This window comes from Labrys sp. Lb11 (genome assembly GCF_057554225.1).
Genome location: NZ_BAAJOT010000001.1, coordinates 499,750 through 524,679 on the forward strand (window position 1 = coordinate 499,750; position 24,930 = coordinate 524,679).

The 24,930-nt window shown below is 68.1% G+C and carries 23 protein-coding genes; 6 read left to right on the forward strand and 17 right to left on the reverse strand.

The genetic code is table 11. The annotated features are described in order from the left end of the window. Positions 1-181 precede the first annotated feature (181 nt). Positions 182-2,062: an AsmA family protein gene (locus tag AC27L4_RS02365; RefSeq protein ID WP_487140346.1), complete on the forward strand. Its 1,881-nt coding sequence runs from the start codon at positions 182-184 to the stop codon at positions 2,060-2,062. 54 nt (positions 2,063-2,116) lie between these two features. Here AC27L4_RS02365 and AC27L4_RS02370 read toward each other — a convergent pair whose 3' ends face one another. From AC27L4_RS02370 to AC27L4_RS02390, 5 genes are all read right to left on the reverse strand, one after another. Then, positions 2,117-2,935: an ABC transporter permease subunit gene (locus AC27L4_RS02370; RefSeq protein ID WP_487140347.1), complete on the reverse strand. Its 819-nt coding sequence runs from the start codon at positions 2,933-2,935 to the stop codon at positions 2,117-2,119. After that, positions 2,932-3,894 carry an ABC transporter permease subunit gene (locus AC27L4_RS02375; RefSeq protein WP_487140348.1) on the reverse strand — a complete coding sequence of 321 codons (963 nt, stop codon included), beginning with the start codon at positions 3,892-3,894 and terminating at the stop codon, positions 2,932-2,934. The genes AC27L4_RS02370 and AC27L4_RS02375 overlap by 4 nt, the downstream gene beginning before the upstream one ends. 7 nt (positions 3,895-3,901) lie before the next feature. Next, the gene (locus AC27L4_RS02380) at positions 3,902-5,098 is read right to left on the reverse strand and encodes an ABC transporter ATP-binding protein (protein ID WP_487140349.1); all 1,197 of its coding nucleotides are present in this window, start codon (positions 5,096-5,098) and stop codon (positions 3,902-3,904) included. A gap of 140 nt (positions 5,099-5,238) precedes the next feature. Then, positions 5,239-5,538, reverse strand: coding sequence for a type II toxin-antitoxin system PemK/MazF family toxin (locus AC27L4_RS02385; RefSeq protein ID WP_487140947.1), 300 nt, complete (start codon positions 5,536-5,538; stop codon positions 5,239-5,241). 24 nt (positions 5,539-5,562) lie between these two features. Further along, positions 5,563-5,763, reverse strand: a complete 201-nt coding sequence (locus AC27L4_RS02390; RefSeq protein WP_487140350.1) for a hypothetical protein — start codon at positions 5,761-5,763, stop codon at positions 5,563-5,565. 474 nt (positions 5,764-6,237) lie between these two features. Here AC27L4_RS02390 and AC27L4_RS02395 point away from each other — a divergent pair, with 474 nt between their 5' ends. The 3 genes from AC27L4_RS02395 (at position 6,238) to AC27L4_RS02405 (ending at position 9,703) form a co-directional block, all read left to right on the forward strand. Then, the gene (locus AC27L4_RS02395) at positions 6,238-7,641 is read left to right on the forward strand and encodes a glutamine synthetase family protein (RefSeq protein ID WP_487140351.1); all 1,404 of its coding nucleotides are present in this window, start codon (positions 6,238-6,240) and stop codon (positions 7,639-7,641) included. A 94-nt stretch (positions 7,642-7,735) separates the two neighbouring features. Continuing rightward, entirely contained in the window at positions 7,736-9,022 is a 1,287-nt protein-coding gene (locus AC27L4_RS02400) for an NAD(P)/FAD-dependent oxidoreductase (RefSeq protein ID WP_487140949.1), read from the forward strand. A gap of 90 nt (positions 9,023-9,112) precedes the next feature. Further along, complete coding sequence (locus AC27L4_RS02405) at positions 9,113-9,703, forward strand: hypothetical protein (protein ID WP_487140352.1); 591 nt, start codon at positions 9,113-9,115, stop codon at positions 9,701-9,703. Between the two features lie 88 nt (positions 9,704-9,791). Here the strand turns inward: AC27L4_RS02405 and AC27L4_RS02410 are convergent, their stop codons facing one another. From AC27L4_RS02410 to AC27L4_RS02460, 11 genes are all read right to left on the reverse strand, one after another. Then, positions 9,792-10,781 carry an acetamidase/formamidase family protein gene (locus tag AC27L4_RS02410; RefSeq protein ID WP_487140353.1) on the reverse strand — a complete coding sequence of 330 codons (990 nt, stop codon included), beginning with the start codon at positions 10,779-10,781 and terminating at the stop codon, positions 9,792-9,794. Between the two features lie 32 nt (positions 10,782-10,813). After that, entirely contained in the window at positions 10,814-11,527 is a 714-nt protein-coding gene (locus tag AC27L4_RS02415) for an ABC transporter ATP-binding protein (RefSeq protein ID WP_487140354.1), read from the reverse strand. Beyond that, the gene (locus AC27L4_RS02420) at positions 11,520-12,236 is read right to left on the reverse strand and encodes an ABC transporter ATP-binding protein (protein WP_487140355.1); all 717 of its coding nucleotides are present in this window, start codon (positions 12,234-12,236) and stop codon (positions 11,520-11,522) included. The genes AC27L4_RS02415 and AC27L4_RS02420 overlap by 8 nt, the downstream gene beginning before the upstream one ends. Then, positions 12,236-13,300 carry a branched-chain amino acid ABC transporter permease gene (locus AC27L4_RS02425; RefSeq protein WP_487140356.1) on the reverse strand — a complete coding sequence of 355 codons (1,065 nt, stop codon included), beginning with the start codon at positions 13,298-13,300 and terminating at the stop codon, positions 12,236-12,238. The genes AC27L4_RS02420 and AC27L4_RS02425 overlap by 1 nt, the downstream gene beginning before the upstream one ends. Positions 13,301-13,318: 18 nt before the next feature. Continuing rightward, on the reverse strand, positions 13,319-14,191 hold the full coding sequence (locus AC27L4_RS02430; RefSeq protein ID WP_487140357.1) for an ABC transporter permease subunit: 873 nt from the start codon (positions 14,189-14,191) through the stop codon (positions 13,319-13,321). 98 nt (positions 14,192-14,289) lie between these two features. Continuing rightward, a complete protein-coding gene (locus tag AC27L4_RS02435) occupies positions 14,290-15,528 on the reverse strand; it encodes an urea ABC transporter substrate-binding protein (protein WP_487140358.1) in 1,239 nt (412 codons plus the stop codon). Between the two features lie 23 nt (positions 15,529-15,551). Beyond that, positions 15,552-16,208 (reverse strand): ANTAR domain-containing response regulator, encoded by a 657-nt coding sequence (locus AC27L4_RS02440; protein ID WP_487140359.1) that lies wholly within the window; start codon positions 16,206-16,208, stop codon positions 15,552-15,554. After that, a complete protein-coding gene (locus AC27L4_RS02445) occupies positions 16,208-17,353 on the reverse strand; it encodes a transporter substrate-binding domain-containing protein (RefSeq protein WP_487140360.1) in 1,146 nt (381 codons plus the stop codon). The genes AC27L4_RS02440 and AC27L4_RS02445 overlap by 1 nt, the downstream gene beginning before the upstream one ends. A 398-nt stretch (positions 17,354-17,751) precedes the next feature. Next, positions 17,752-18,819 carry an Ldh family oxidoreductase gene (locus tag AC27L4_RS02450; protein WP_487140361.1) on the reverse strand — a complete coding sequence of 356 codons (1,068 nt, stop codon included), beginning with the start codon at positions 18,817-18,819 and terminating at the stop codon, positions 17,752-17,754. A 2-nt stretch (positions 18,820-18,821) separates the two neighbouring features. Continuing rightward, positions 18,822-19,034, reverse strand: coding sequence for a DNA gyrase inhibitor YacG (gene yacG / locus AC27L4_RS02455; RefSeq protein ID WP_487140362.1), 213 nt, complete (start codon positions 19,032-19,034; stop codon positions 18,822-18,824). Continuing rightward, complete coding sequence (locus AC27L4_RS02460; RefSeq protein ID WP_487140363.1) at positions 19,034-19,657, reverse strand: Maf-like protein; 624 nt, start codon at positions 19,655-19,657, stop codon at positions 19,034-19,036. The genes yacG and AC27L4_RS02460 overlap by 1 nt, the downstream gene beginning before the upstream one ends. Positions 19,658-20,006: 349 nt before the next feature. Between AC27L4_RS02460 and AC27L4_RS02465 the strand changes: the two genes are divergently transcribed. Together AC27L4_RS02465 and AC27L4_RS02470 are read left to right on the forward strand one after the other, a co-directional pair. After that, a complete protein-coding gene (locus AC27L4_RS02465; RefSeq protein WP_487140364.1) occupies positions 20,007-21,608 on the forward strand; it encodes a phosphoenolpyruvate carboxykinase in 1,602 nt (533 codons plus the stop codon). A gap of 274 nt (positions 21,609-21,882) precedes the next feature. Next, entirely contained in the window at positions 21,883-22,410 is a 528-nt protein-coding gene (locus tag AC27L4_RS02470) for a DUF992 domain-containing protein (RefSeq protein WP_487140365.1), read from the forward strand. A 63-nt stretch (positions 22,411-22,473) separates the two neighbouring features. Here the strand turns inward: AC27L4_RS02470 and AC27L4_RS02475 are convergent, their stop codons facing one another. After that, complete coding sequence (locus AC27L4_RS02475) at positions 22,474-24,927, reverse strand: M10 family metallopeptidase C-terminal domain-containing protein (RefSeq protein WP_487140366.1); 2,454 nt, start codon at positions 24,925-24,927, stop codon at positions 22,474-22,476. Between the last annotated feature and the right edge of the window lie 3 nt (positions 24,928-24,930).

The following is a 24,930-nucleotide window of genomic DNA, read 5'->3' on the forward strand; positions in this document are numbered from 1 at the left end:
GGAAACAAGGGCGTGTCCAAGGTCGCCGGCAATACGCGGCCCTGCACAGGAGAAGATGCGGCCTCTCTTTGACCATGATGGCACGCCAATTATAGTCCGTGCAGTTTTGATTCAGGCACTTTCAGGGGCGCCGTTGCCGGTCGCTCGCAACACTCAAGGCGAATGAGGCACACGGTCCACCATGAAGCGAATCGGGCTGGGTCTGGCCGCAATCGCCGCCGCTCTCGTCTCGCTCGCCGCGCTGGTCGCGTGGGCGATGCCGGAGGATTCGCTGCGACGGGCCGTATCCGACCAGGTCGAGGCGCTGACCGGCCGCAAGCCCCGTATCGCCGGCTCGGTGCGGCTGGTGTTCTTCCCGGTGCCGGGCGTCCGCGTCGACGCCGTCTCGCTGCCAGGCCTTGAACCGTCGGGACCGCCGCTGCTCGAGGCGGCGGGAGCCGAGGGAACGCTGGACTTCGCCGCGCTGCTCACCGGCCGGCTGCAGATCGCCGACATCACGCTGCAGCAGCCGCACCTGTCGCTGTCGACCGGCGAAGACGGGCATTCCTGGGCCTTTCGCGGCGGCGCGCTGGCGCAGATCGCCGCCGGCCAGAGCGATGTGAACTTGCCGCTGTCGTCGATTCGGTTCCTGGACGGGACCCTCTCCTATGTCGAGACAGAGCCGGCGCGCACGGCCGAGATCGGCCTGTCCGACGTGACGCTGGAATGGCCCTCGCCCGGAGCGGATCTGTCCCTGGTCGGGGCCGTCGCCTGGGGTGGGCAGACCCTCGACCTGTCGGTGAAGATCGCCGACGCGGCCGTGCTCATCGGCGGCGGCCGCACCGATATCCGCGGCAAGCTCGGCGGCGACCTGCTGCGCCTCGCCGTCAAGGGCACCCTGAGCAGTGACGGACGCCTGGAGGGCAATGTCGGCGTCACCGCGCCGTCGCTGCGCCGCGTCGCGCAGTGGCTCGGCCTGCGACTCGGCGACGGCAAGTCGATCGGTGCGTTCAAGCTGCAGTCGCCTGCGGTGGTCGATGCCGGCCAGATCGCCCTGCCGGCTGCCGAGCTCGAGCTGGACGGCAACGAAGCCGACGGCGCGCTCACCGTCCGGCTGAGCGGGCCGCGACCGAAGATCAGCGGCACGCTCGCGGCCGAGACGCTCGACATCTCGCCCTATTCGGCGGACTTCGCATTGCTCGACGGCATCGGCGGCGGGTGGCGCCGGACGCCGATCGACCTTGCCGGCCTCGGACTCGTCGACGTCGACCTGCGGCTGTCGGCGGCCGACACGATGATCGACAAGGCCCGGCTCGGCCATGCCGCAGCCTCCATCGTCGTCAAGCAGGGAGCGCTGGAGGTCTCGCTCGGCGAGGCCTCCGCCTATGGCGGCATCCTCAAGGGGCGCCTGGCCATGGCCGCTGCCGGCGACAAGTCGACGATCAGCGCCGCCCTCACCTTCGAGGACGTGGAGATGAGCAAGGCGCTCGGCGACCTCTTCGCCTTCCGCCGGCTGGAAGGCATCGGCAAGGGCAGCCTGGATGTGTCCGCCGTCGGGCGCTCCATGGCCGATCTGGCGGCGTCCCTGGCGGGACAGGCCGAGTTCTCGGTGCGCAACGGGGCGTTGATCGGTTTCGATCTCGCCGAGGCGATGCGCCGCATCGAGCGCCGTCCGCTCACCGCCGCGCTGGAGCCGCGCAGCGGCCGCACGGTCTTCGCGACGGGCTCGGCCGCGTTCGTGATTGCCGACGGCGTGGCCCGGACAACCGACGCCCGCCTCGACAACGGGCCGCTGGACGTCGTCCTGGGCGGCAGCGCCGGCCTCGCCGCCCGCGACCTCGACCTTTCCGGCCAGGTCAGCTTCTCGTCGAGCGACGCGGGGCCGCCCTTCGTCCTGCCGTTCAAGATCCGCGGTCCCTGGGCGGATCCGGCGGTGGCGCCGGACACGGCCTCGCTGATCCGTCGCTCGGACGCCGCCGCGCCGCTGCTGCGGGACAGTGCCAGCGCCTTTGCCGACACGCGCAACAGCGAACCCAACAACCTGCCGGTGCCGGCATCGGCGATGCCGGTCGGGGCGCCGTGAGGTGACGCCGAAGGCGGGGCGGGGGTGATGGCCCCGGCCCCTCGGCGTGCTGCGCTATCCCTGCGCCGCCAGGCGTTCCGCGCGCTGCCGCTCCACCTCGGCCCGCTTGGTCATGATCGAGGCGATGATCACGCCGACGGCGACGATGGCAATGAGCAGGGTGCAGGCGGCATTGATCTCCGGGGTCACGCCCAGGCGCACCGAGGAATAGATCCGCATCGGCAGGGTCGAGGCGCCCGGGCCGGTGGTGAAGCTGGCGATGACCAGGTCGTCCAGCGACAGCGTGAAGGCCAGCATCCAGCCCGAGACCACCGCCGGCATGATGATCGGCAGCGTGATCAGGAAGAACGACTTGAACGGCGTGCAGCCCAGGTCGAGCGCGGCCTCCTCGATCGAGCGGTCGAAGGTGATCAGCCGCGATTGCACCACCACCGCCACGAAGCACATGGTCAGCGTCGTGTGGGCCAGGGTGATGGTCCAGAACCCGCGGGCGATGTCGAGGGCGACGAAGAGCAGCAGCAGCGACAGGCCGGTGATGACTTCCGGCATCACCAGCGGAGCATAGACCATGCCCGAGAACAGCGTCCGTCCGCGGAAGCGGCCCATGCGCACCAGCACGATGGCGGCGAGGGTGCCGAGGATCGTCGCCAGCGTCGCCGACAAGGCGCCGACGCGCAGCGTGATCCAGGCCGAGTTCATGAAGGCCTCGTCGTGGAACAGCGCGGCATACCAGCGCGTCGACCAGCCGCCCCAGACGGTCACGAGCTTGCTGTCGTTGAAGGAGTAGATGACCAGGATGACGATCGGCAAATAGAGGAAGGCGAAGCCGAGCGTCACCGAGGTGACGTTGAACCAGGACAGCCCCTTCTTCATCGCCCGGCCTCCAACTGCTTGGCCTGGACGTTCTGGTAGTAGACGATCGGCGCCACCAGCAGGACCAGGAGCACCACCGCCACGGCCGAGGCCGCCGGCCAGTCGCGGTTGAGGTTGAACACGTCCCAGAGCGTCTTGCCGATCATCAGCGTCGACGAGCCGCCGAGCAGGTCGGGGATGACGAACTCGCCGACTGCGGGGATGAAGCAGAGCATGCAGCCGGCGATGACGCCGGGCAGCGACAGCGGGAAGGTGACGAGCCAGAAGGCCTTGATCGGCCGGCAGCCCAGATCCGCCGCCGCCTCCAGCAGCGTGTGGTCCATCTTCTCCAGCGCCGAATAGAGCGGCAGCACCATGAAGGGCAGGTAGGAGTAGACGATGCCGATGAAGATGGCGGTGTTGGTGTTGAGGATCTGCAGCGGGTCGGCCATGTCGACCAGCCCGATCTTGGCGAGCGCGAGGTTGAGCAGGCCTTCGGGCTTGAGGATGCCGATCCAGGCGTAGACGCGGATCAGGAACGAGGTCCAGAACGGCAGGATCACCAGCATCAGCAGGGTCGGGCGCAGGCTCGTGGGCGCGCGCGCCATGCCGTAGGCGATGGGATAGCCGACGATCAGCAGCAGCAGCGTCGAGACCGCGGCGATCCACAGGCTGGACAGATAGGCCTTCCAGTAGAGGGCATCCTCGGTCAGCAGGATGAAGTTCTCGAAGTCGAGCTGCGAGAAATAATCGGCCACGGCCGCCCAGGCCGTGCCCAGGTCGAAGCCCTTGATCGCCTCCCAGGTCTCCGAGAGGGGGAAGGTCGGCGTGTAGGGCGGGATGGAGATGTCGGTGTCGGACAGCGAGATCTTCAGCACCAGCACGAAGGGCAGGATGAAGAAGACCGCCAGCCAGAGATAGGGCACGGCGATGACGGCTGTCCGCCCGGAGAAGAAGCCTTTGCGGGAAGTGGCGGCCATCGGCGCCTCACTTCGTCAGGAGCACGCCGGCATCCGGCGCGAAGGAGACGAAGATCCGGTCTTCCCAGGTGATCGGCCGTTCGACGAAGCGGCTCATATTGGCTCGCGACACCCTCAGGCGCTGGCCCGAGCCGCCCTCGACGTCGACGATGTAGTTGGTCCAGTCGCCGAGATAGCCGATGTCGAACACTTCGCCGGACAGGTGGTTGGCGGTGTCGGAGGCCGGCGCCTCGAAGGAGATCTGCATCTTCTCCGGCCGCACCGCGACATAGGCGGTCTGGCCGGCTGCGACCTTCTCCTGGCACTCGACCGACAGCGTCTTGCCGGTGGTGCCGGACGCGACCTGCACGAGGTTGCCGGTCTGGCCGACGACCTTGCCTTCGAGAATGTTGATGTTGCCGATGAAGTCGGCAACATATTTGGAGTTGGGTTGTTCGTAGATCACCGCGGGTGGAGCGACCTGAACCAGCTTGCCGTGATCCATCACCGCGATTCGGTCGGACATCGTCATCGCCTCTTCCTGGTCGTGCGTGACGATGACGAAGGTGATGCCGAGCTCGACCTGGATGTCCATCAGCTCGAACTGCGTCTCCTCGCGCAGCTTCTTGTCGAGCGCGCCGAGCGGTTCGTCGAGCAGCAGCACCTTCGGGCGCTTGGCCACGGCCCGGGCCAGGGCGACGCGCTGGCGCTGGCCGCCGGAGAGCTGGTGCGGCTTGCGGCCGGCGAATTTTTCCAGCTTCACCAGCTTCAGCATCTCGGCGACGCGCCCGGCGATGGCCGGCTTGGCCATGCCCTCCATCCTCAGCCCGAAGCCGATATTGTCGGCCACGCTCATATGCGGGAACAGCGCGTAGGACTGGAACATCATGTTGACCGGCCGCTCATAGGGCGGCACGCCGGCCAGATCCGCGCCGGCCAGGGTGATGCGTCCGGAGGTCGGCTCTTCGAAGCCGGCCAGCATGCGCATCAGCGTGGTCTTGCCGCAGCCCGAGGGGCCGAGCAGCGAGAAGAATTCGCGGGCGTGCACGTCGAGCGAGACATTGTCGACCGCCGTGAAATCGGCGAAGCGCTTGGTGACGTTTTCAAAGCGGATGAGGGGGACGGCGCCTGGATCGGCCCATGGCGCGAATTTGCGCCTGACGCCGCCGATCGCCTTCTGCCCCTTCGTCGGCGCCGTCGCGGCGCCTCCCTCGATGCCGCTCATGTTGCCCCTGTCCGGCTGTTATGGTGAACCCAGCCTAGCCCGGCGGCTTCGTCACGGTCTACAGGGGAAATGTCCGCGATTGCCTGTTTGGCGAGCATTGGCTGTCCTGGGCGTGGGCAGCGGCAGGATTGGCGGCGTCTCTATCCGATGATCCGTGCGATGGCCCGTTTGAGCGTGGTTCGATCGCCGGTGCCAAGCTTGCCGAGAGGACGAATGACGAGCGCTTGCTCAAGCGTGGCGAAGATTGGCTTGACGGCAGACGGGTTGAGCAGTCCCGCGGCCTGCCAATGGGCGAGCCAAACGTCTCCCAAGGCGGGCGTGGCCCGGAACTGGCTGGTGATCGTCATGACGATGACGTCGGGCTTGGCGATGTTGTAGGCGCGACTGCTGACGACGGCGGCAGGCCTCTGCTTGATGCGGTTTGGCTCGTGAACGGAAATGGAATCAAGACGACGTCGCCGAACTCAAAGGGCATCGTAGACGTCATCTTCGGGGTTGCTCCACACCGAAGCGAAAGCCGGCATGCTGGCGCTTGCAGTTGCCCGGGTGAGAGAGCGTTCGAGTTCGCGCTCGCGCAGGAAATCGATGAAATCCCCGACCTCGGCGAGGCGCTCGACCGGCAGGCTTTGGATTTTCTCGATCAGAGTTGCAGGATCGGCGGGCATGGCGGATCTCCTCACGCCGGGACGGTCCGTCCGTGACCGACCTCGAACAGCAAAGCGGGAATCGCTCGCACAATCACCGCATCCTGTCCCGTCCTCATCGATGGCATCTCATAATCTAGGCAAGCGCGATCGTTGCGGCAAGGATTGGACTCGGATCAGGTTTGGCGGTGATTTTCCAGCGGGCCTCGGGCGGCGGGGCAGGGACGCTGGGGCCGGAAGATGGCACGTCTTCGTCCTCGATTTGACATCCCCCCATCGTCGCAGGCAGTCTTGTTCCAGCGTCGGCTCCTCCGATGCCTCTTTTGCGCGCCGTCCCGCGGCGTGCGGCGCATCCGTCTCCGCCCTCCGATCAGGGCCCGAACCGGAGACAGGACGGCGTGACGGACTGGCCCCCGCGGCCGCGTCGAACAGGTTGCCGGCGCATGTTTCGGGTCGCCCTCCGCATCGCGGAGCGGAAACCTTCATGTGTGCGAGATGAGCAAAAAGAAGAAAGCCGAGAAGCAGGAAATTTCCTCCGACCGGGGCGTCGAAGGTCCCGAGGAAGCCAAGGAGTTCCTGTCCGACCGGTCGATCGAGGAGATCGAGTGCCTGGTGCCGGACCAGGGCGGGGTGGCGCGCGGCAAGATCATGCCGGTGTCGAAGTTCCTGAAGTCGCCGGTGATGAACCTGCCGCTGTCGATCTTCTTCCAGTGCATCACCGGCGAATATCCCGACTATGAGGGGCTGGTCGACGTGGTCGAAGCCGACACCGACATGTTCATGCAGCCGGACTGGTCGACGCTGACCGTCGTGCCCTGGGCCAACGACCCGACGGCACAGGTGATCCACGACGCCGTCACCCGCGATGGCCGTCCGGTGGAGCAGGCGCCGCGCCAGGTGCTGCGGCGGGTGCGCGAGCTCTATCGCAAGAAGGGCTGGCAGCCGGTGGTCGCCCCCGAGATCGAGTTCTACCTGGTCGAGCCCAACACCGACGCCGACTACCCCCTGAAGCCGCCCGTCGGACGCTCGGGGCGGCCGGAGATCGGGCGGCAGGGCTATTCGATCTCGGCGGTGAACGAGTTCGACGCCTTGTTCGAGGACATCTACAAATATTCCGAGCAGCAGGGCCTGGAGATCGACACGCTGATCCACGAGGACGGCGCCGCGCAGATGGAGATCAACCTGCTGCATGGCGACCCCCTCGAGCTGGCCGACCAGGTGTTCCTGTTCAAGCGCACCATCCGCGAGGCGGCGCTGGCGCACAAAATCTATGCCACCTTCATGGCCAAGCCGATCGCCGGCGAGCCGGGCTCGGCCCTGCACATCCACCAGTCGATCGTCGACGCAGCCACCGGCCAGAACATCTTCTCCGATCCGGAGACCGGAGGACCGACGCCGCAGTTCTTCTCCTTCCTCGCCGGCCAACAGAAATATTTGCCGGCAATCATGAGCATGCTGGCGCCTTATGTGAACTCCTATCGTCGGCTGACGCGCGACAGCATGGCGCCGATCAACGTGCAATGGGGCTATGACAACCGCACGGCGGGCCTGCGCGTGCCGCCGTCCGGCCCGGATGCGCGCCGGGTCGAGAATCGCGTTCCGTCCTCGGACGCCAACCCTTACCTGGCGCTCGCCGCCGTGCTGGCCTCGGGCTATCTCGGCATGACGGAAGAGCTCGACGCGACGCCGCCGATCGAGTCGGACGCCAAGAATCGCGACTTCGAGCTGCCGCGCGACCTGCTCTCTGCCGTGGCGCTGCTCGAGGATTGCGAGCCGATCCGCCAGGTCATGGGCTCCTCCTTCGTCACCGCCTATACGGCGATCAAGAAGCAGGAGTTCGAAACCTTCATGAAGGTGATCAGCCCCTGGGAGCGCGAATATCTGCTGCTGAACGTGTGAGGCCGTCCCGCTCACCGGCGGCGTGCTCCTCCCCGAGCCTCGGAGGGGGAGCACGCCGCATCCCGTGCCTGACGCCTCGAAGACCGGTCGCATCATGGACAATCTCGGCCATCCCGCCCAATCCTACTATGTCGCCACCGCTGCGCCGCTGCCCTCGCAGCCGCCGCTGCGGGGCGAGGTGCGGGCCGACGTCTGCATCATCGGCGCCGGCTACACCGGGCTCGGCGCGGCGCTGGCGCTGGCCGAGCGGGGGCTCGACGTGGTCGTGCTGGAGGCGGCCGAGATCGGTTCCGGCGCGTCCGGGCGCAATGGCGGGCAGGTGCACACCGGCATGCGCCGCGACCAGGACTACCTGGAGGAGAAACTCGGCCTCGACACGGCCATGGCGCTCTGGCGCATGGCCGAGGACGCCAAGGCGCACCTGAAGCGCCTCATCGCCGACCATGCCATCGCCTGCGACTACAAGCCGGGTATTCTCTCCGCCGATCACAAGCCGCAGTTCGTGGCGCTGTCGCGCGCCTATGCCGAGAAGCTCAACACCCGCTACGGCTATCCCCATGCCGTGCCGGTGTCCAAGCCCGAACTCGACGCCATGCTCGGCGCCACCGGCTATTATGGCGGCATGCTCGACCGCGACGGCGGCCATCTGCATCCGCTGAACTTCGCGCTCGGCATCGCCGGCGCCGCTCTTTCCAAGGGAGCCCGCATCTTCGAGCGCTCGAAGGCGCTCCGCTACGAAACCGTGGCCGGCAAGGCGGTGGTGGCGACGGCCGAGGGGCGGGTCAATGCCGGCTGGCTGCTGCTGGCCGGCGACGGCTACATCTCCGGCCTCGACGCCGGCGCCGATGCGCGGGTGATGCCGATCAACAACTTCATCCTCGCCACGGAGCCGATGAGCCGGGAGGCGGCGGCGGCGCTGATACGCGACGACGTCGCCGTCGCCGACAGCCGCTTCGTCGTCAACTACTACCGCCTGTCGGCCGATCGGCGCTTGCTGTTCGGCGGCGGCGAGAACTACCGCCCCGGCTTTCCGCCGGATCTGAAGGGCTTCGTCCGCGGCCACATGCTCAAGGTCTTCCCGCAACTGGCCGACAAGCGCATCGACTACGCCTGGGGCGGGGCGCTCGGCATCACCACGACGCGGCTGCCCTTCGTGCGGCGCCTCGGGCCGAACGTGCTGACGGCGGCGGGCTATTCCGGCCAGGGCGTGATGCTGGGGCCCTATTTCGGCAAAGTCCTGGCCGACGCCGTCGCCGGCACGCTGGGCGAGTTCGATCGTCTCGCCTCCTTGCCGACGCCGCCCTTCCCCGGAGGCCGTCTGCTGCGCTGGCCGACCCTGGTTGCGGCCATGAGTTACTTCGCGTTGCGCGATAGGCTTTAACCAAAGCTTTACGTTGTATTCAGCATCCATTCAGTCTCACGAGGCTTTATTGGCGCGGTGTAACGCTCGCCATCGGGCGAAGGAGATGAGATGAAGACCATGTGGAAGAGCGCGGCCGCCGTGCTCGCGATCGGCCTCTCGGCGCAGGCCGCCATGGCCGCCGGACCGGTGACGACATTGACCGCGCCGAACTCCGTGATCGAGGTGAAGGACGGCCGCAACACGGCTGCCGCCGTGGGCGCCGTCGGCGGCCTCGCCGCGGGCATCCTGCTCGGCGGCCTGATGAGCGGCCCGGCGCAGGCCGCGCCGCAGGAAGTGTATGTCCAGCCGCAGGACTACGGCTACGAGCCGGTGCCCGCTCCACGCCCGGTCTACCAGCCGTCCTATCCCCAGCCGAACTATGCCTATCGGCAGCCGGCGCCGCCGCCGCGCTATTATGGCGAGACCCAGGTGCGCCGCGGCGTCGAGATGTGCCGGCGCGGCATCCTCTCGGCCGCCCGCCGCTACGGCGCCTATGATGCGCGCGCCGGCGAGGCCTACCGCATCAGCCAGGAGCCGGACTCCATCAAGTTCCGCGTCCCGATTCGCGTGTTCTACCCGCAGGGCGAGCGCTATTCCGTCGTCGCCTGCCGGACCGACCGGGGTGGGAACTATCTGATCAAGGCGCAGGCGGTGCGCTGACGCCACCCGCCTCGCTGCCGGAAAGTGCGGCCGGATCGGGTGGAGACACCCGGTCCGGCCGTGTCATGTCGGGAAGGCACCGCTCCGCTCAGGGCAGCAGCGCCTTCCGGATCGAGGCGCCGAGCGTGTATTTCGGGTCGACCATGTTGCCGAGCCGTACCCGGCCGGCCTGGGTCAGCAGCATGTAGGCGTCGAGTTCCTCGAAGCCGTAGTCGGCGGCCATCCAGCGCACCAGCTCGCGATAGGCGATGCGGGCGGCGTCCTCCATCGGCCGGGCCGAGCCGATGGTCATGATGAAGTGCTCCGTCTCCAGCCGCGGCCAGCGGATCGGCCAGCCCTTGATCAGGTCGACCTGCACCGTGGTCACGGTCGGGTGCTCGATGGCGACGCCGCACAGTTCGCCGTCGCCTTGCGCCGCATGGCAGTCGCCGAGGTAGAGCAGGGCGCCGGGCGCATTCACCGGCAGGTAGATGACGGCGCCGACGCCGACATCCGGCAGGTCCATGTTGCCGCCGTAATAGTCCGGTTGCAGCGAGGTGATCGCCTCGATCTCGGGCGAGGTGCCGATCGTGCCGATGAAGGGCTCGTAGGGCAGGGTGATCCGCTCGCTCCACTTGACGCCGGTGACGGCGTCGACCTCCACCTTCTTCACCCGCTCGGGCAGCGGCGCGTTGAGCAGGGCGGTGTCGCCGGTGCCGACCAGCCCGCCGAATTCCGGGATCAGGCAGGTGGTGCCGCGCGGCTGCGGGCCCCGGGGCACGATGCTCTTGATGTGGACGGCGAGTGTGTCGCCCTTCTCGGCGCCGTTGACGAAGATCGGCCCGTTCTGCGGGTTGAGATAGGGGAAGTTGAGGATCTGGCTCGGCTTGTCGGTCTCGTGCTTGATCTTGCCCTCGAAGGCGTCGTGGGTCTCGGCCGAGACCACCGCGCCGGGATCGACGGTCAGCACCGGCCTGGCATAGGGCCCGTAGACATAGTGGTAGGTGCCCTGGTCGGCCTCGCTGATGGCATGGGCCGGGCCGGCCTTGCCTTTGGCGAGGCCGCGGCGGGCCATGATCGACGTGTCGAGCCAGGACATGGGGTTTCTCCTTTGACGAGTGCGGTGTCGGGTCAGACGGCAAGGTGGCGGCGCATGGCCTCGCCGTCGGCGAGGCCGTCCCGGTCGAGCTCCGCCACGATCCGGCCCTTGTCCAGGACGTAGCAGCGCTGGGCCATGGCCCGGATCATGTCGATGTTCTGCTCGACCAGCACGATGGTGACGCCGGTCGCCCGGTTGAGCTCGACCATGATGCGGGCGATGTCCTGCACGATGTTGGGCTGGATGCCCTCGGACGGCTCGTCCAGCAGGATGAGCGAGGGATCGGCGATCAGCACCCGGCCGATGGCGAGCTGCTGCTGCTGGCCGCCGGAGAGGGTGCCGGCCCGCTGGCCCCAGCGCTCGGCCAGGATCGGGAAATAGCCGAGCACGCGCTGGCGGTCCTGCGGGGTCACGGAGCGCTTGAGCATGCCGCCGACGGCCATGTTCTCGGCCACGGTCAGGCGCGGGAACACGTCGCGGCCCTGCGGCACATAGCCGATGCCGAGCCTGGCGCGCCGGTGGGCGGCGAGCCCCTCGATCGTCGCGCCGCGATAGCGGATCGAGCCCTGCATGGCCGGCACCAGCCCGATCAGGCATTTCATCAGCGTCGACTTGCCGACACCGTTGCGTCCGATCACGGCGAGGATCTCGCCCCGGCGCACGGCGAGGTCGAGGCCCTGCAGCACCGGCTTGCCGCCATAGCCCGCACGCAGGCCGGCGGTGGACAGGAGGATGTCGCTAGGCATGGGCGTGCCCCAGATAGATGGCGGCAACGCGCTCGTCGGCGACGATCGCGTCGATCGGGCCCTGCGCGAAGACGCGGCCGAGATGCAGGACCGTCACCTTGTGCGCGACCTGGCGGACGAAGGCCATGTCGTGCTCCACCGCCAGCACGGTCATGCCCTCTGCGTTGAGGCGCTTGACCATCTCGCCGGTGGCGTGGGTCTCCTCCGGCGACATGCCGGCGGTCGGCTCGTCCAGCAGGAGCAGGCGCGGCTTGAGGCTGATCGCCATGCCGATCTCCAGCCATTGCTTCTGGCCGTGGCTGAGGTTGCCGGCAAGCTGCCCGGCCTCCGGGCCGAGCTTGAGGAAGTCGAGCAGGCGGTCGATCTCCTGCTGCAGCCTGGCGGGATCGTCATGGTGCTGCAAGGCGATCTCCAGGTTCTGGCGCACGCTGAGCGCCTTGAAGATGCCGGGCACCTGGAACTTCACGCTCATGCCGCGCCGGATGCGCTGGAACGGCCTGAGCCGGGTGATGTCCTCGCCGGCGAACAGGATCCGGCCGCTGCTCGGGGCGTGCTCGCCGAGGACGAGGCGGAACAGCGTACTCTTGCCGGCGCCGTTGGGGCCGATCAGGCAATGGATCTCGCCGGCCTCCAGCGCGAGATCGACGCCGTTGGTGACGTGCAGCCCGCCGAAATGCTTGTTGAGGCCACGGGTTTCGAGCAGGGGCATCAGCGCTCCTCCCGCCGGCGCCGGCGCAGCAGCCCGGCGATCAGGTCGGCGCCGCCGAGGATCAGCCCGCGCGGGGCGAGCAGCACGGTGAGCACCAGCAGGGCGCCCATCACCACCAGCGCATACTGGCTGCCATGGATGGTGAGCGCCTGGAAGACGGAAAGCACCACCAGCGTGCCGACCAGCGTTGCCGTGAGGTCGGAGCGCCCGCCGACGGCTACCCAGACGATCGGCAGGGCCGCGGCGGTCATGCCCATGCTGGAGGGCGTGATGTACTGGCCCCAGCTGGTGTAGAGCACGCCGGAGACACCGGCGAGCGCCGCGCCGATGACGAAGGCGCCGAGCTGGTACTTGCGGATGTCGTAGCCCAGCATCTCCGCCCGCTCCGGGTTCTCGCGGATCGCCACCAGCACGTTGCCGAAGGGCGAGTTCACCAGGATGCGCAGGCAGAGATAGGCCAGCACGAGCAGGCCGAGCACGACATAGTAGAGCTCGACGTCGGGATAGAGGACGAGGTCGCCGCCAAGCCACGGGATGGTGAGCGGCGGCATGTTGCTCATGCCGTTGAAGCCGTTGAGGCGGGCGGCGCCGATGCGCCATTCCGGTCCGGCGGTCTGCGCCATGAAGCGCTCCAGCACCAGCGTCACCGACAGGGTGACGATGCCCAGGAACACGCCGGAGATGCGGCCGAAGAACAGGAAATAGCCGAGCAGCACCGCGAACAGGGCCGCGATGGCGACCGCCAGCACCAGGGCCAGCAGGGTGAAGCCGTGGGCAGCGCCGAAATTGATGGTCAGGATGCCGTAGCCGTAGCCGGCGATGCCGAAGAAGGCGGTCTGGCCGAAGCTGAGCGAGCCGCCATAGCCCCAGACCAGGCTGAGGCCGAGCGCCATGAACACCCAGGTGAAGAAGTAGACGGTGTTGCCGACGGTGTAGCCGTCGGAGAACAGCGGATAGGCGAGGGCGCCGGCCAGAACCACAAGGAAGCCGATCCAGAAGGCCGGTCCCCGGCCGACCGTCTGCGGCCCTTCGAGGCGGCGGAGAATGCGCAGGAGGCTCTTCATCGCGATCGCGGTCTCCGCTCAGGCCCGCTCGCGCAGCAGGAAGCCGGAAAGCCCCCTGGGCAGCACGCGGATGACGATGATGACGGCCACCAGGAGGCCGATCTGACCGAAGAGCTGTCCCTGCCAGGAGGTCAGCGTCGACTTGACCACGGCCAGCACGGCAGCGGCCGGCGCGGTGCCGAGGAACACGTCGGCGCCGCCCACCACCACGGTGACGAAGGCCTCCATGATGAAGGTGGTGCCCATGGTCGGCACCAGCGTCATGGTTGGCGCGTAGAGCCCGCCGGTCAGGCCGGCAAGGCCAGCCCCGAGGGCGAAGGTGAGGCTGTAGACGAGGCGGGTGTCGACCCCGAGCGCCGCGGCCATGTGCGGCACCTGGATGGTGGCGCGCGCGGTGACGCCGAAGCGCGTCCAGTTGAACAGGGCGTAGAGCCCGGCGAGCACGGCGAGCGCCGCGGCGAACAGCACCAGGCGATAGACCGAATAGGAATATCCGCCGATCTGGAAGCTGCCGAACGGCGTGCCGATGCCGGTCATGGTCGAGCCGAGGAGGATCAGCGTGCCCTGGGTGACGATCAGGCTGAGGCCCCAGGTCGCGACGATGGTGTCGAGCGGACGCTGGTAGAGGTGTCGGATCACCGCCACTTCCACCAGCGCGCCGGCGAGGGCCGAGGCGAGGGCGCCGCAGGCGATGGCGAGCGGCAGCGGCAGGCCGGCATGGGCGGCCGACACGGTGACATAGGCGCCGCACATGATGAATTCGCCATGGGCGAGGTTGATGACGCCCATCATGCCGAAGATGACCGCCAGCCCGCAGGCGGAGAGCACCAGGAAGGCGAAGGCGTCTCCGAACTGGTAGAGCGCGGCGAAGGCGAGAGTCCCGGCATCCATTCAGGCGGCCCGTGGTTCAAGCATCGAGGGAACAAGGGAACGCGCCGGGGGCAGGCGCCGCGACGAAGCGGTGCCGCCTTCCGGCGCGGCGAGCCCGGTCAGGGCTTCGGCGGCGGATTCGAGGGCGTGTACTGCTCGCTCGGGTCGTTCTTGGTCAGGTCGCAGCCGGCCTCGCCCAGCCAGTAGGGCTTGATGTCCTGCCAGACCTTCGGGAACGAGATCGAATGATCCGCCCCGACCTTGGCGAGGTAGATGGTGTGGGACATGTGCTGGCTCTTCGGGTCGATGCAGACCTTGCCTTCCGGCGCCTCCATGCAGACGTCGCCCTTGGCGATTTCCTTGCGCAGGTCCTCGCGGTTGGTCGATTTCGCCCGTTCCACCATCTGCTTGTAGAGGTAGACGGCGAGGTAGGAGTTCTCCGCCTCCTGGTTGACATAGGGCTCGTCGGGGAACTTCGCCTTGAACTTGGCGATGAACTCCTTGCTCGAGGGGCTGTCGATCTCCTCGATGTAGTTGGTGGTGACGTACATGTCCTTCAGGCTCGGCGGCTTGAAGCGCTTGTGCTCGTAGCCCTGGCCGACATTGACCGAGGAGGCCATCGGCAGGTTGAGGTTGGCCGCGGCGGCCTGCTCGTAATAGGAGGCCTGGGCCGTGCCGACCAGCAGCGTCACCACGAAGTCGGGCTTGGCCTTCTGGATGTTCTGGATCGACTGGGAGAACTGCGACACGCCGAGCGGGATGAACTCCTCGCCGACCATCTCGCCGCCGTTCTCCTTGACGATGTTGCGCACCCACTCGGCCGAGATCTGGCCGAAATTATAGTCGGCCGCCAGGGTGTAGACCTTCTTGCCGTAGGTCTGCATCATCCAGGGCAGCAAGGTGGAGAACTGCTGCTCCGGCACGGCGCCGGTGACGATCATGTTGGCGTCGCAGACGCCGCCTTCGTACTGGTTGTTGTAGAAGGCCAGCCCGTCGAACTGGTTGACGATCGGCCGGTAGGCCTCGCGCGAGGCGGAGGAGAAGCCGGCGAACACCACGTCGACCTTGTCGCGCTGCAGCACGCGGCGCATGAACTCCTGGTAGCGGGTATTGTCGGACTGGGTGTCGTAGACCACCAGCTCCAGCGGCCTGCCGTCGATGCCGCCGGCCTTGTTGATCTCCTCGGCCGCAAGCTGGATGGCGTGCACCTTGCCGATGGTGGCTGCGGCGAAGTCGCCGGACTGGTCTTCCAGCACGCCGAGCTTGATCGGATCCGCGGCGAAGGCCGGCATGGCGCCGAGCAAAAAAGTCCCCGCAAGGGCTGCGGCGCGCAGCCCCCGTCCTGTCTTCCCAATCATGGTCTGGTCCCTTTCCTCTCTGGTTATGGCCGTCCGGCGCGGGGGGCCGAGGGGATGGCCTGCGCCGGTCCTTCGGGCGTCGCCGCCCGTCTGCCGAGAAGCGCCTCGCAGTAGTCTTCCAGGCCCTGGCGCGCCCGCATGGCCTCGCGCCGCAGCCGGTCATAGGCCGCGTCGTCGTCGAGGCCGCCCTCGCGCATCAGGACGAGAATGGCCTTGATCACCGAGCGCCGCCCCCGGCGCCGCCGCTCCATGTCCTGCAGGCGGTCATTGAGCTCGCAGCGCATCAGGAACTGGTTGATGCCCAGGAACAGCGCCGAGTAGACCACTCCACCATGCACGGGCTTGCGCAGGAAGGCGGTCGCGCCCAGGTTGACCAGCGTCTTGAGGCGGCTCGGCGCCTCGACGCCGACCAGCCCGATCACCGGCACCACCGGCAACCGCGAGCCGGCTTCGACATCGGGCGTCAGCGCGGCGTCGAGATCGCCGTCTATGAACAGGATGTCGCGGTCGGCTTGCAGTCCCGTGACGTCGATCTCGGCCCGTCCCTCGATGATCGGCGGGTACTCCGCCGTCACGCCGAGCTTGGCGAGCGTGGAATCCAGCGCCTGGGTCGCTGCCGGATGGGCGGTGACGATGAGGGCGCGACCACCGTTGAAGTTCTGGAGCAGGCGAGGAGCCATCACCGGATCACCTTCAGGTAGGGGGCGCGGGCGGCGACCGCAAAGCGGGGTGCGGACTGCACGAGATAGGGGTCGGGCGGCACCGGAGCCGGCGCCTCGACGATCACCTCGAAGCGTGCGTCGCGCGTCGAGCGGCCGATGCGCGGCGTCAGGAAGGCATGCAGGGTCTGCGGCTCGACGTGGACGTCGCCCTGCGGTGCGGCGAGGCGCTGGCGCGTCGCGGCCGCCTTGACGGCGCCGATCTCGTCCGTGCCGGCTTCGGCGAGCGCCATGGCCAGCAGCTTGACCGCGATGTAGGAGGCCTCCGCGTCGGCCGACATGGTCGGCCCCTGCGGGAAGGCCGCCTGGTAGTCGGCGACGAAGGCACGGTTCGCCGGCGTGGCGAGCGAGGAGAAGTAGACGCTCGAGCTCAGATGCCCGTCGACCGCCGCAGCGCCGATTTCCTCCAGCTCCGGCTCGGAGAGCGAGCAACTGGCGATCGGGATTGTCCGGGCCTGGTCGATGCCCCGCGCCTCGCAGGCGGCGCGGAAGCTGCGGAAGAAGGCATAGGCGCTGGTGCCGATCAGCGTGTTGAACACGAAGTCCGGCCGCGCCGCCAGCACCGCGTCCACCACCTGGCCGAGCTCGATGTCGCCGACGGCGACATAGCGCTCGGCCAGGACCTGGGCACCCTGCGCATTCATCGCCTCGCGCAGGACGCGGTTGTTCTCCCAGGCCCAGATATAGTTCGAGCCGATGCAGAAGGCCTTCGGGCCGGCATGGCGGAGCATGTGGTCGACCAGCGGCAGCACGTGCTGGTTGGGCGAGGCGCCGGTGTAGATGACGTTGTTGGAGCTCTCGAAGCCCTCATAGTGCGAGGGGTACCAGAGCAGGGCGTCATACTTCTCGAAGCAGGGAATGACCTCCTTGCGGCTGGAGGAGGTGTAGCAGCCGACGACATGGCGGATGCCCGAGGCGATCAGGTCCCGGGCGAGTTCCTCGTAGCGCTGCAGGTCGCCGCCGGGGTTGACCACGACCGGCTCGAGCGCCTCGGCGCCGGCCTCGGCGAAGGCCAGGAGAGCGCCGTTCAGCATCGACCGGGCCACCACGGCATAGGGGCCGGTCGTCGAGAACATCACTCCCACGCGAACCCGTTGTGCCGGCATCGCCCCGATCCAAAACAAAAAACGCCCGCCGGCCGAATGGCCGTGGGCGTCGCTGCCACCAACCCACCGGCCGCGATTGGCGCGACCGTCGTTGGAAATATTCCCCGGAATGGCACGCTTATGGGCAGCCTTGCCCGCGCGCTCTATTGAGGCTGGCGCGGAACCGCGGCTTTGTCAAGCGGCTTGCGGGCGGTTCGATGTGAAAGGTGCGGATCGACCGCAGGTTGCCGCTGGCCGTGGACCCACGCCAAGGCGAGCACGGAAGGCCCCGCGCCAGCACCGGAACTGCGGCCCGCCATGCGACCTGCCGTGGCTCTCGCCACGACCGGTTTTGCATCTTCAATGCAGAATCGGTGCTGCTCGGACTGACGAGTACCGGCAGGTTCGAGAGAACCTGCTCAGGCTCGCGCCGGGGCGGTCAGGCCGTGCTCGGCCACCAGGGCGTCGATGGCCGCGACGGTGTCGGGATCGACCGGAATGCCGTTGCGCAGGCGTTCGGCCTCGACCGCCCATTCGCGGTCGCCGGGAGCCATCGGGCGGCCGGTGGCGCCCTCGGCCGGCGCTGCGCTGCGCAGGTTCTCCAGGTAGCGGGTGATGATGCCGCCATAGATCGCCGACGGGATGAAGGCAGAGGGATCGATCGCCAGGGCGAAGCCGCCCATGTCGCGTGGCGAGCCGGTGGAGGTGGCGTACATCGGCACCAGCTCGGTGGAGAGCGCCATGCCGGTCAGCGGCGCGCTGAGGATCTCGACCAGGCCGGCAATGCCGGCGCCCTTGTAGCCATAGACGCCGCCGACCGGCGACAGCACCTGCGCCGCATGCGGGTCGGTGGTGGTGCGGCCGCTTGCGTCCACCGCCACATTGTCGGGCAGCGTGAGGCCGAGCGAACGGTAGAGCAGGACCCGGTTCATCGGGATGGCGCTGGTCGCCATGTCGAGCAGCCAGGGCCGCTGGCCCGGCACCGGCGCGCCCCAGGCGATCGGGCTGGTGCCGTGGAAGGCGTCGCGGCCGTCATGCAGGCGCACGGCGGCATCGGAATTGGCGGTGAGGAAGCCGATGCAGCCTTGTTCCGCCGCCCAGAGGGCATAGGCACCGGCCGCGCCCATATGCGACATGCGCTTGATGGTGACGGCGCCCACCCCCTGCTCGCGGGCGATGGCGACCGCTTCGGCCATGGCGCGGTAGCACGCGAGGTGGCCGATGGCTCCGTCGGCGTCGAGGACGGCGGCGGAGCCGGCCGTCCGTTCGACGGCGATCTCGGGCGAGCCGTTGATCTCGCCGCTGGCGATCACCGAGAGGTAGTAGGGCAAAAGCCGCACGCCGTGGCTGTCGACGCCGAGCCGCGAGGCATGCATCATCGCCCGGGTCGCGGCGTCGGCCGTGGCGGCGTCACCCCCGCCGGCGCGCAGGGCCTGCTCGACGAAATGGGCCAGGCTGTCGGCGGTGAAGCGGGTCGGTTCGGCCATCGTCAGGTCTCGCGGGCAGGATCGTCGTTGGGCGCCGAGGGCGTCTCGTCCTCGTTGCTCTCGGCGCCGGGAATGGCATAGACGCCCTTCAGCCAGCGCGACAGGTCGATGTCGGTGCAGCGCTTGGAGCAGAACGGGTCATGCTTGGGCTCGCGCGGCTTGCCGCAGATCGGGCAGCTCCGCTTGGGCAGCAGCGGTTCGACGGTCTCGGCCATCAGTGTTCGTCCAACCATGCGGCGCGCACCGGAAAGCCTTCGCCTTCCAGCAGCGCGATCGTCTCGTAGAGCGGCAGGCCGACGACATTGGTGTAGGAGCCGACCAGCTTGACCACGAACACGCCGGCCAGGCCCTGCACGGCATAGCCGCCCGCCTTGCCCTTCCATTCGCCCGAGCCGAGATATTTGTCGAGTTCGTCGCGCGACAGGTGCTTGAAGCGCACGCGCGTCTCCACCAGGCGGGTGCGGATTGTGCCGCCCGGCTTCACCACGGCGACGCCGGTCATCACACGGTGGGTGCGGCCGGAGAGCAGGCGCAGGCAGGCATCGGCTTCCTCGACCCGCTCCGCCTTCGGCAGCACCCGCCCGGTGCAGGAGACGACGGTGTCCGCCGCCACCACATAGGCGCCGGCGAGATCGGGGCGTGCCGCGACCGTGACCAGGGCCGCCTCGGCCTTCTCGCGCGCCAGGCGCTGCACCAGCGAGCGCGCCGCTTCTCCCCGCTTCGGCGTCTCGTCGAGATCGGAGGGCAGCAGCACGTCCGGCGCGCAGCCGGCCTGTTCGAGCAGGGCGAGGCGGCGGGGGCTGGCGGAGGCGAGGACGAGCTTGGGACGGTCGGGCATCAGGCGGGGCGATCTGGTCGTTGACGCTGTGTGGACCAGCGGGGACGGGAATGCAACCGGCCGAGCGGGAGCGTGCGCATCCGGCGCCTGCCGAATCGTCTGCGGCGGCTGCGGCCGGATGCCGGCTGTCCGTCCGCCGGCCGGGCTGCCGGCCGCGATGGGGGCCTTGCGTTGCCGGCTCGAAAGCCCCATAGCAAGGCCCTGAATGGGATTGGACAGGTCCGAAATGGCTTGAGCGTCCGCAATCGCCTGCATCTCGATTGTCGCGAGACCGCCCCCATTTCGCCCTTTGCCGAAGCTGCGATGTTTCGAACTCCCGATATCAAACACGTCTGTTGAGGAGACGAGGATGACTCTCAAGATCGTCCATGGCGGGCCGTCGAAGACCCCGGAACCGATCCAGTTCAACAATCTGGCGGCGCTCTACGCCAATCTGGACGAGCCCGCGCTGATCGAGGAGGCCGTCCGCCGCAAGGAGGGGCTGCTCGCCGCCGGCGGCGCCTTCGTGGTCGATACCGGTTTGCACACCGGCCGCTCGCCCAAGGACAAGTTCATCGTCCGCGAGGAGGCGACGGAATCCAAGGTCTGGTGGGACAACAACGGTTCGATCACCCGCGAGGCTTTCGACCGGCTGCTGGCCGACATGCTGTGGCATGCCACCGGCAAGGAGCTGTTCGTGCAGGATCTGCGCGGCGGCGCCGATCCGGCGCATGGCATCAATGTCCGCGTCTACACCGAGCATGCCTGGCACAGCCTTTTCATCCGCAACCTGCTGATCCGCCCGCCTGCGGCCGAGCTCGCCGGTTTCTGGCCGGACCTGACGATCATCGACCTGCCGAGCTTCAAGGCCGAGCCGGAGAAATACGGCGTACGCTCCGAGACCGTGATCGCCTGTGACCTCGTCAACGGCATCGTGCTGATCGGCGGCACCGCCTATGCCGGCGAGATGAAGAAGTCGGTCTTCACCGTGCTCAACTATCTCCTGCCCGAGCAGGGGGTGATGCCGATGCACTGCTCGGCCAATGTCGGCCCGAACGGCGATGCCGCGGTGTTCTTCGGCCTCTCCGGCACCGGCAAGACCACGCTGTCGGCCTCCGCCGATCGCACCTTGATCGGCGACGACGAGCATGGCTGGGGCCCCGAGGGCGTTTTCAACTTCGAGGGCGGGTGCTACGCCAAGACCATCAAGCTCGATGCCGCCGCCGAGCCGCAGATCTTCGCGACGACGCAGCGTTTCGGCACCATCCTGGAGAATGTCGCCATCAACCCGGCGACGCGCCAGCTCGACTTCAACGACGGCCGCAAGACCGAGAACACCCGCGCCGCCTATCCCCTGCACTTCATCGCCAATGCCTCGCAGACCGGGCGGGCCGGCCACCCCAGGACGATCATCATGCTCACGGCCGACGCTTTCGGCGTGATGCCGCCGATCGCCAGCCTGACGCCGGACCAGGCCATCTACCATTTCCTGTCCGGCTTCACCGCCAAGGTGGCCGGCACCGAGCGTGGTGTCACCGAGCCGCAGCCGACCTTCTCCACCTGCTTCGGCGCGCCCTTCATTCCGCGCCACCCGGCCGAATATGCCAGGCTGCTGCGCGACCTCATTCGCGACCACGGCGTGACCTGCTGGCTGGTCAACACCGGCTGGACCGGCGGCGCCTACGGCACCGGCCGGCGCATGCCGATCCAGTGGACGCGCACCCTGCTGGCCGCGGCCCTCGACGGCACGCTCTCGCGCGGCAGCTTCCGCACCGACCGCCATTTCGGCTTCAAGGTCCCGACGGCCGTGACCGGCGTCCCCGCCCATGTCCTCGACCCGTTCAAGACCTGGGCCGACAAGGCCGCCTACGAGGCGCAGGCCCAGAAGCTCGTCGGCATGTTCGTGGAGAACTTCAGGAAGTTCGAGCCCCATGTCGACGAGGCCGTGCACGCGGCGAAGCTGACGAGCTGAGGGGCGGCGGCGCAGGCACTGTCATGCTCCGGCATGGCGGGCGGAGCTTCCGTCGTCGCGGCGGCGCGGGTCGGAGGCGGCGAGGTTTGCTGCCTCAATCCCGCCTCGGTCTTCGAAATGTCCCAATCCGGGGGGAACTCTGGGGCCGATGATCGCGGACACCGTAGCGCTGCTTCGTCGCGTACCGCGCCGGGTGCGTCGATCGCGATCTGGGGGCTTGCCGCCAGGCGAAGCCCGAGGGAGCCGGTGGACTGCAATTGGAGAGGACGGACCGATGAAGAAGACCCTTTTGATGGCTCTGGCCGCTGCGCCGCTGGTCGTCGCTGGTGTGTCGTCCGCCATCGCCGCCGACGCGGCAGCCTATCCCGCGCCGGTTCCCCAGGAGGAAGAGGCCCGCAACGGCGTGCGGATCGGCTATCTCGACTGCATGATCGGCAGCGGTTTCGGCTATGTCATCGGCTCGGCCAAGGAGGTCGACTGCATCTTCCATCCGGCCAGCGGCCGGAACCGTCCGGAGCGCTATGTCGGCGCGATCCGCAAGCTCGGCGTCGATGTCGGCTACACCGCGCGCAGCCGGCTGCTCTGGGCGGTGTTCGCGCCGACGGCCGGCTATCATCGCGGGTCGCTGGGCGGCGTCTACACCGGCGCCACCGCCGAGGCGACGGTCGGCGCCGGGATCGGCGCCAATGTGCTGATCGGCGGCACGGCGGGATCGATCCAGCTGCAGATGATCAGCGTCACGGGCCAGATCGGCCTCAACGTCGCCGCCTCGGGCACGTCGCTGACCCTGGCCTCGATGTAGTGAGAGGGATTATCGACGAACACGGTCCCCGGGGGCCGCTGCGGCAGCCCCCGGCCCGATGCTTCACAGCAGGAAGTCGGAGGCGCTCAGGGGCAGCGCGCCCCTGATCAGCACGGCGAAGTCAGCCGCGCCATTGCCGTCGAGATCGGCCTCGACGAGGCGGTCGGCGCCGCTCACCACGGCATGCACCTGTCCGGCCACCCCGGTGAACGCCCCGGCGATGAAGCTGAGCGTGCCGTCGAAGATATGGGACAGGTCGATCTTGTCGGCGCCGGACCCGAAGTCGGTGATCGTATCGCGGTGCAAGGGCGTCGATTCGCTGGCGCTGGCGAAGACGAAGATATCGTTGCCTGCGCCGCCGGTCAGGGTGTCCGCGCCGGCGCCGCCGATCAGCGTGTCGTCGCCGTTGCCGCCGCTGAGCACGTCGTTGCCGCCGCCGCCGCTGAGCGTATCGTCGCCATCGCCGCCCACCAGCGTGTTGGCGCCGTTGCTGCCGGTCAGCCTATCGTCGAACTGCGACCCGATCAGGTTTTCGATCGAGGACAGCGTATCCTTGCCGGCGCCGCCCGTGTCCTGGACGCCCGTGAGCGCCAGGCTGACCGTCACCCCCTTCTCGGCCGTGGCATAGATCGCGGTGTCGTTGCCGTCGCCGCCGATCAGGATATCGTTTCCGGCGCCGCCGTGCAGCTTGTCATTGCCGGCGCCGCCGTCGAGCCTGTCATCGCCGGCGCCGCCGTCGAGGAAGTTGGCGCCGGCGTTGCCGGTCAACGTGTCGTTGAACCTCGATCCGGTCAGGTTCTCGACCGAGATCAGCGTGTCCTTGCCGGCGCTGCCGGTGTTCTGGGCGCCTGCGAGCGCCAGGCTGACCGTCACTCCGGCCTTGGCCGAATCGTAGCTGCCGGTGTCGCTGCCGGCGCCGCCGTCGAGGATGTCGTCGCCGTCGCCGCCCTCCAGGTAATTGTCGCCGGCATCGCCGGTCAGCCGGTCGTTGAACTTCGAGCCGATCAGGTTCTCGATCGAGACGAGCGTGTCCTTGCCGGCGCCGCCCGTGTCCTGGATGCCGGCGAGAGCCAGACTGACCGTCACCCCGACCGTGGCCGAGGCATAGGTGGCCGTGTCGTCGCCTTTGCCGCCGTCGAGAACGTCGTTGCCGGAGCCGCCGTTCAGGAGATCGTCGCCGCTGCCGCCATAGAGCGCGTCGTTGCCGACGCCGCCGGTCAGCATGTTGGAGCCGGCATCGCCGATCAGCACGTCGCTGAACCGTGAGCCGATGAGGCTTTCGATCGAGATCAGGAGATCCTCGCCGGCGCCGCCCGTGTCCTGGTAGCCCCTGAGTGTCAGGTTGGCCGTCACCCCGGCCGTGGCCGAAGCATAGGTGGCGATGTCGTGGCCGGCGCCGCCGTCGAGCCTGTCATTGCCGGCGCCGCCGTCGAGCCTGTCGTCGCCGTCGTCGCCGTAGAGTCTGTCGTCGCCGGCATTGCCGGTCAGGACGTTGTTGGCCTCGTTGCCCCGGATCTGGTCGTTGCCGGCACCGCCGACGGCGTTCTCGATCAGCGACTTGGTGCTGCCGTGGAACATCAGCGCGTTGTACAGGTTGGCGCGGGCATATTCGCCCTGTCCCAGGTTGGCGAGCTGCTCGTTGGAGAAGCGCGACCAGCCGCCGGCATGCAGGTCGATGTCCTGGCCGTCGTGGTAGTTGGAGAAGTCGTAGGTGTCGACGCCGCCGCCGTCCCAGATGGTGCGGAAGACACGGTTGGACGAGCCGCCATTGCCGTTGCCCGGCTTGCCCTGCCCGACGTCGTTGATGAACATCTCGCCGGTCGTCTCGGAGAAGGTGTAGACGGTGTTGCCCTTGTTGGTCTCGTAGTTGGCGCCGTACATCTCCTGCAGCGCGGCGATGTCGTACATCATGTAGCTTTGGGGAAAGCCGAACTCCTCGTTCGTGGCGCCGGACCCCGGATCGGCGCTGATGTAGGATCTGTAGGTCATGATCGAGAACTCCACGGAGTCCCGATCCGGCGTCATCGCGACGGAGCCCTGGCCGTCGAGCTCATGTCCGTGCTTGAGGCCGAGCGCGTGGCCGATCTCGTGCCACATCGTGTCCTGTCCGTAGTTCCCGAGCTTGGGATTGCGGTAGTCGGGGTACTGCGCGCTGAACCAGATGTCGCCGCCCCGCGCATCCACGCCGGGATAATAGGCATAGGCCGTCGGCGCCGCGGTCTTGGACTCGGCGAAGCGCAGCGTGGCCGTGTTGGGGTTTGTGCCCTGGGCGAAGGTCAGGTTGGTGAAGGAGGCGAGGTCATCGAAGGCCTCGAGCGCGGCCGTCTTGGCGGCGGTCGAGATCGGGCCGATCCAGTTGTCCGGCGCCGTCTCGAGGCCGTAGCTCTCCCCATAGGTCGCCGCCCTCGTCGGAAAGACGTAAGTGATGGCGGTTCCCGCCCATTTGTGGCCGCTCAGCACGCCGTCGATGTTCTGGTCGCCGGTCAGTTGCTGGGTCGTGCTCGGGGGCTTGGGCATAGG

Coding starts and splice junctions, on each gene's coding strand:
- AC27L4_RS02395 (WP_487140351.1), top strand. CDS start 6,238: ATGAGCAAAAAGAAGAAAGCCGAGAAGCAGGAAATTTCCTCCGACCGG.
- AC27L4_RS02420 (WP_487140355.1), bottom strand. CDS start 12,236: ATGCCCCTGCTCGAAACCCGTGGCCTCAACAAGCATTTCGGCGGGCTG.
- AC27L4_RS02440 (WP_487140359.1), bottom strand. CDS start 16,208: ATGGCTCCTCGCCTGCTCCAGAACTTCAACGGTGGTCGCGCCCTCATC.
- AC27L4_RS02475 (WP_487140366.1), bottom strand. CDS start 24,927: ATGCCCAAGCCCCCGAGCACGACCCAGCAACTGACCGGCGACCAGAAC.
- AC27L4_RS02430 (WP_487140357.1), bottom strand. CDS start 14,191: ATGGATGCCGGGACTCTCGCCTTCGCCGCGCTCTACCAGTTCGGAGAC.
- AC27L4_RS02415 (WP_487140354.1), bottom strand. CDS start 11,527: ATGCCTAGCGACATCCTCCTGTCCACCGCCGGCCTGCGTGCGGGCTAT.
- AC27L4_RS02390 (WP_487140350.1), bottom strand. CDS start 5,763: ATGCCCGCCGATCCTGCAACTCTGATCGAGAAAATCCAAAGCCTGCCG.
- AC27L4_RS02400 (WP_487140949.1), top strand. CDS start 7,736: ATGGACAATCTCGGCCATCCCGCCCAATCCTACTATGTCGCCACCGCT.
- AC27L4_RS02425 (WP_487140356.1), bottom strand. CDS start 13,300: ATGAAGAGCCTCCTGCGCATTCTCCGCCGCCTCGAAGGGCCGCAGACG.
- yacG (WP_487140362.1), bottom strand. CDS start 19,034: ATGGCCGAGACCGTCGAACCGCTGCTGCCCAAGCGGAGCTGCCCGATC.
- AC27L4_RS02405 (WP_487140352.1), top strand. CDS start 9,113: ATGAAGACCATGTGGAAGAGCGCGGCCGCCGTGCTCGCGATCGGCCTC.
- AC27L4_RS02410 (WP_487140353.1), bottom strand. CDS start 10,781: ATGTCCTGGCTCGACACGTCGATCATGGCCCGCCGCGGCCTCGCCAAA.
- AC27L4_RS02375 (WP_487140348.1), bottom strand. CDS start 3,894: ATGGCCGCCACTTCCCGCAAAGGCTTCTTCTCCGGGCGGACAGCCGTC.
- AC27L4_RS02365 (WP_487140346.1), top strand. CDS start 182: ATGAAGCGAATCGGGCTGGGTCTGGCCGCAATCGCCGCCGCTCTCGTC.
- AC27L4_RS02370 (WP_487140347.1), bottom strand. CDS start 2,935: ATGAAGAAGGGGCTGTCCTGGTTCAACGTCACCTCGGTGACGCTCGGC.
- AC27L4_RS02445 (WP_487140360.1), bottom strand. CDS start 17,353: ATGCCGGCACAACGGGTTCGCGTGGGAGTGATGTTCTCGACGACCGGC.
- AC27L4_RS02435 (WP_487140358.1), bottom strand. CDS start 15,528: ATGATTGGGAAGACAGGACGGGGGCTGCGCGCCGCAGCCCTTGCGGGG.
- AC27L4_RS02460 (WP_487140363.1), bottom strand. CDS start 19,657: ATGCCCGACCGTCCCAAGCTCGTCCTCGCCTCCGCCAGCCCCCGCCGC.
- AC27L4_RS02470 (WP_487140365.1), top strand. CDS start 21,883: ATGAAGAAGACCCTTTTGATGGCTCTGGCCGCTGCGCCGCTGGTCGTC.
- AC27L4_RS02380 (WP_487140349.1), bottom strand. CDS start 5,098: ATGAGCGGCATCGAGGGAGGCGCCGCGACGGCGCCGACGAAGGGGCAG.
- AC27L4_RS02450 (WP_487140361.1), bottom strand. CDS start 18,819: ATGGCCGAACCGACCCGCTTCACCGCCGACAGCCTGGCCCATTTCGTC.
- AC27L4_RS02465 (WP_487140364.1), top strand. CDS start 20,007: ATGACTCTCAAGATCGTCCATGGCGGGCCGTCGAAGACCCCGGAACCG.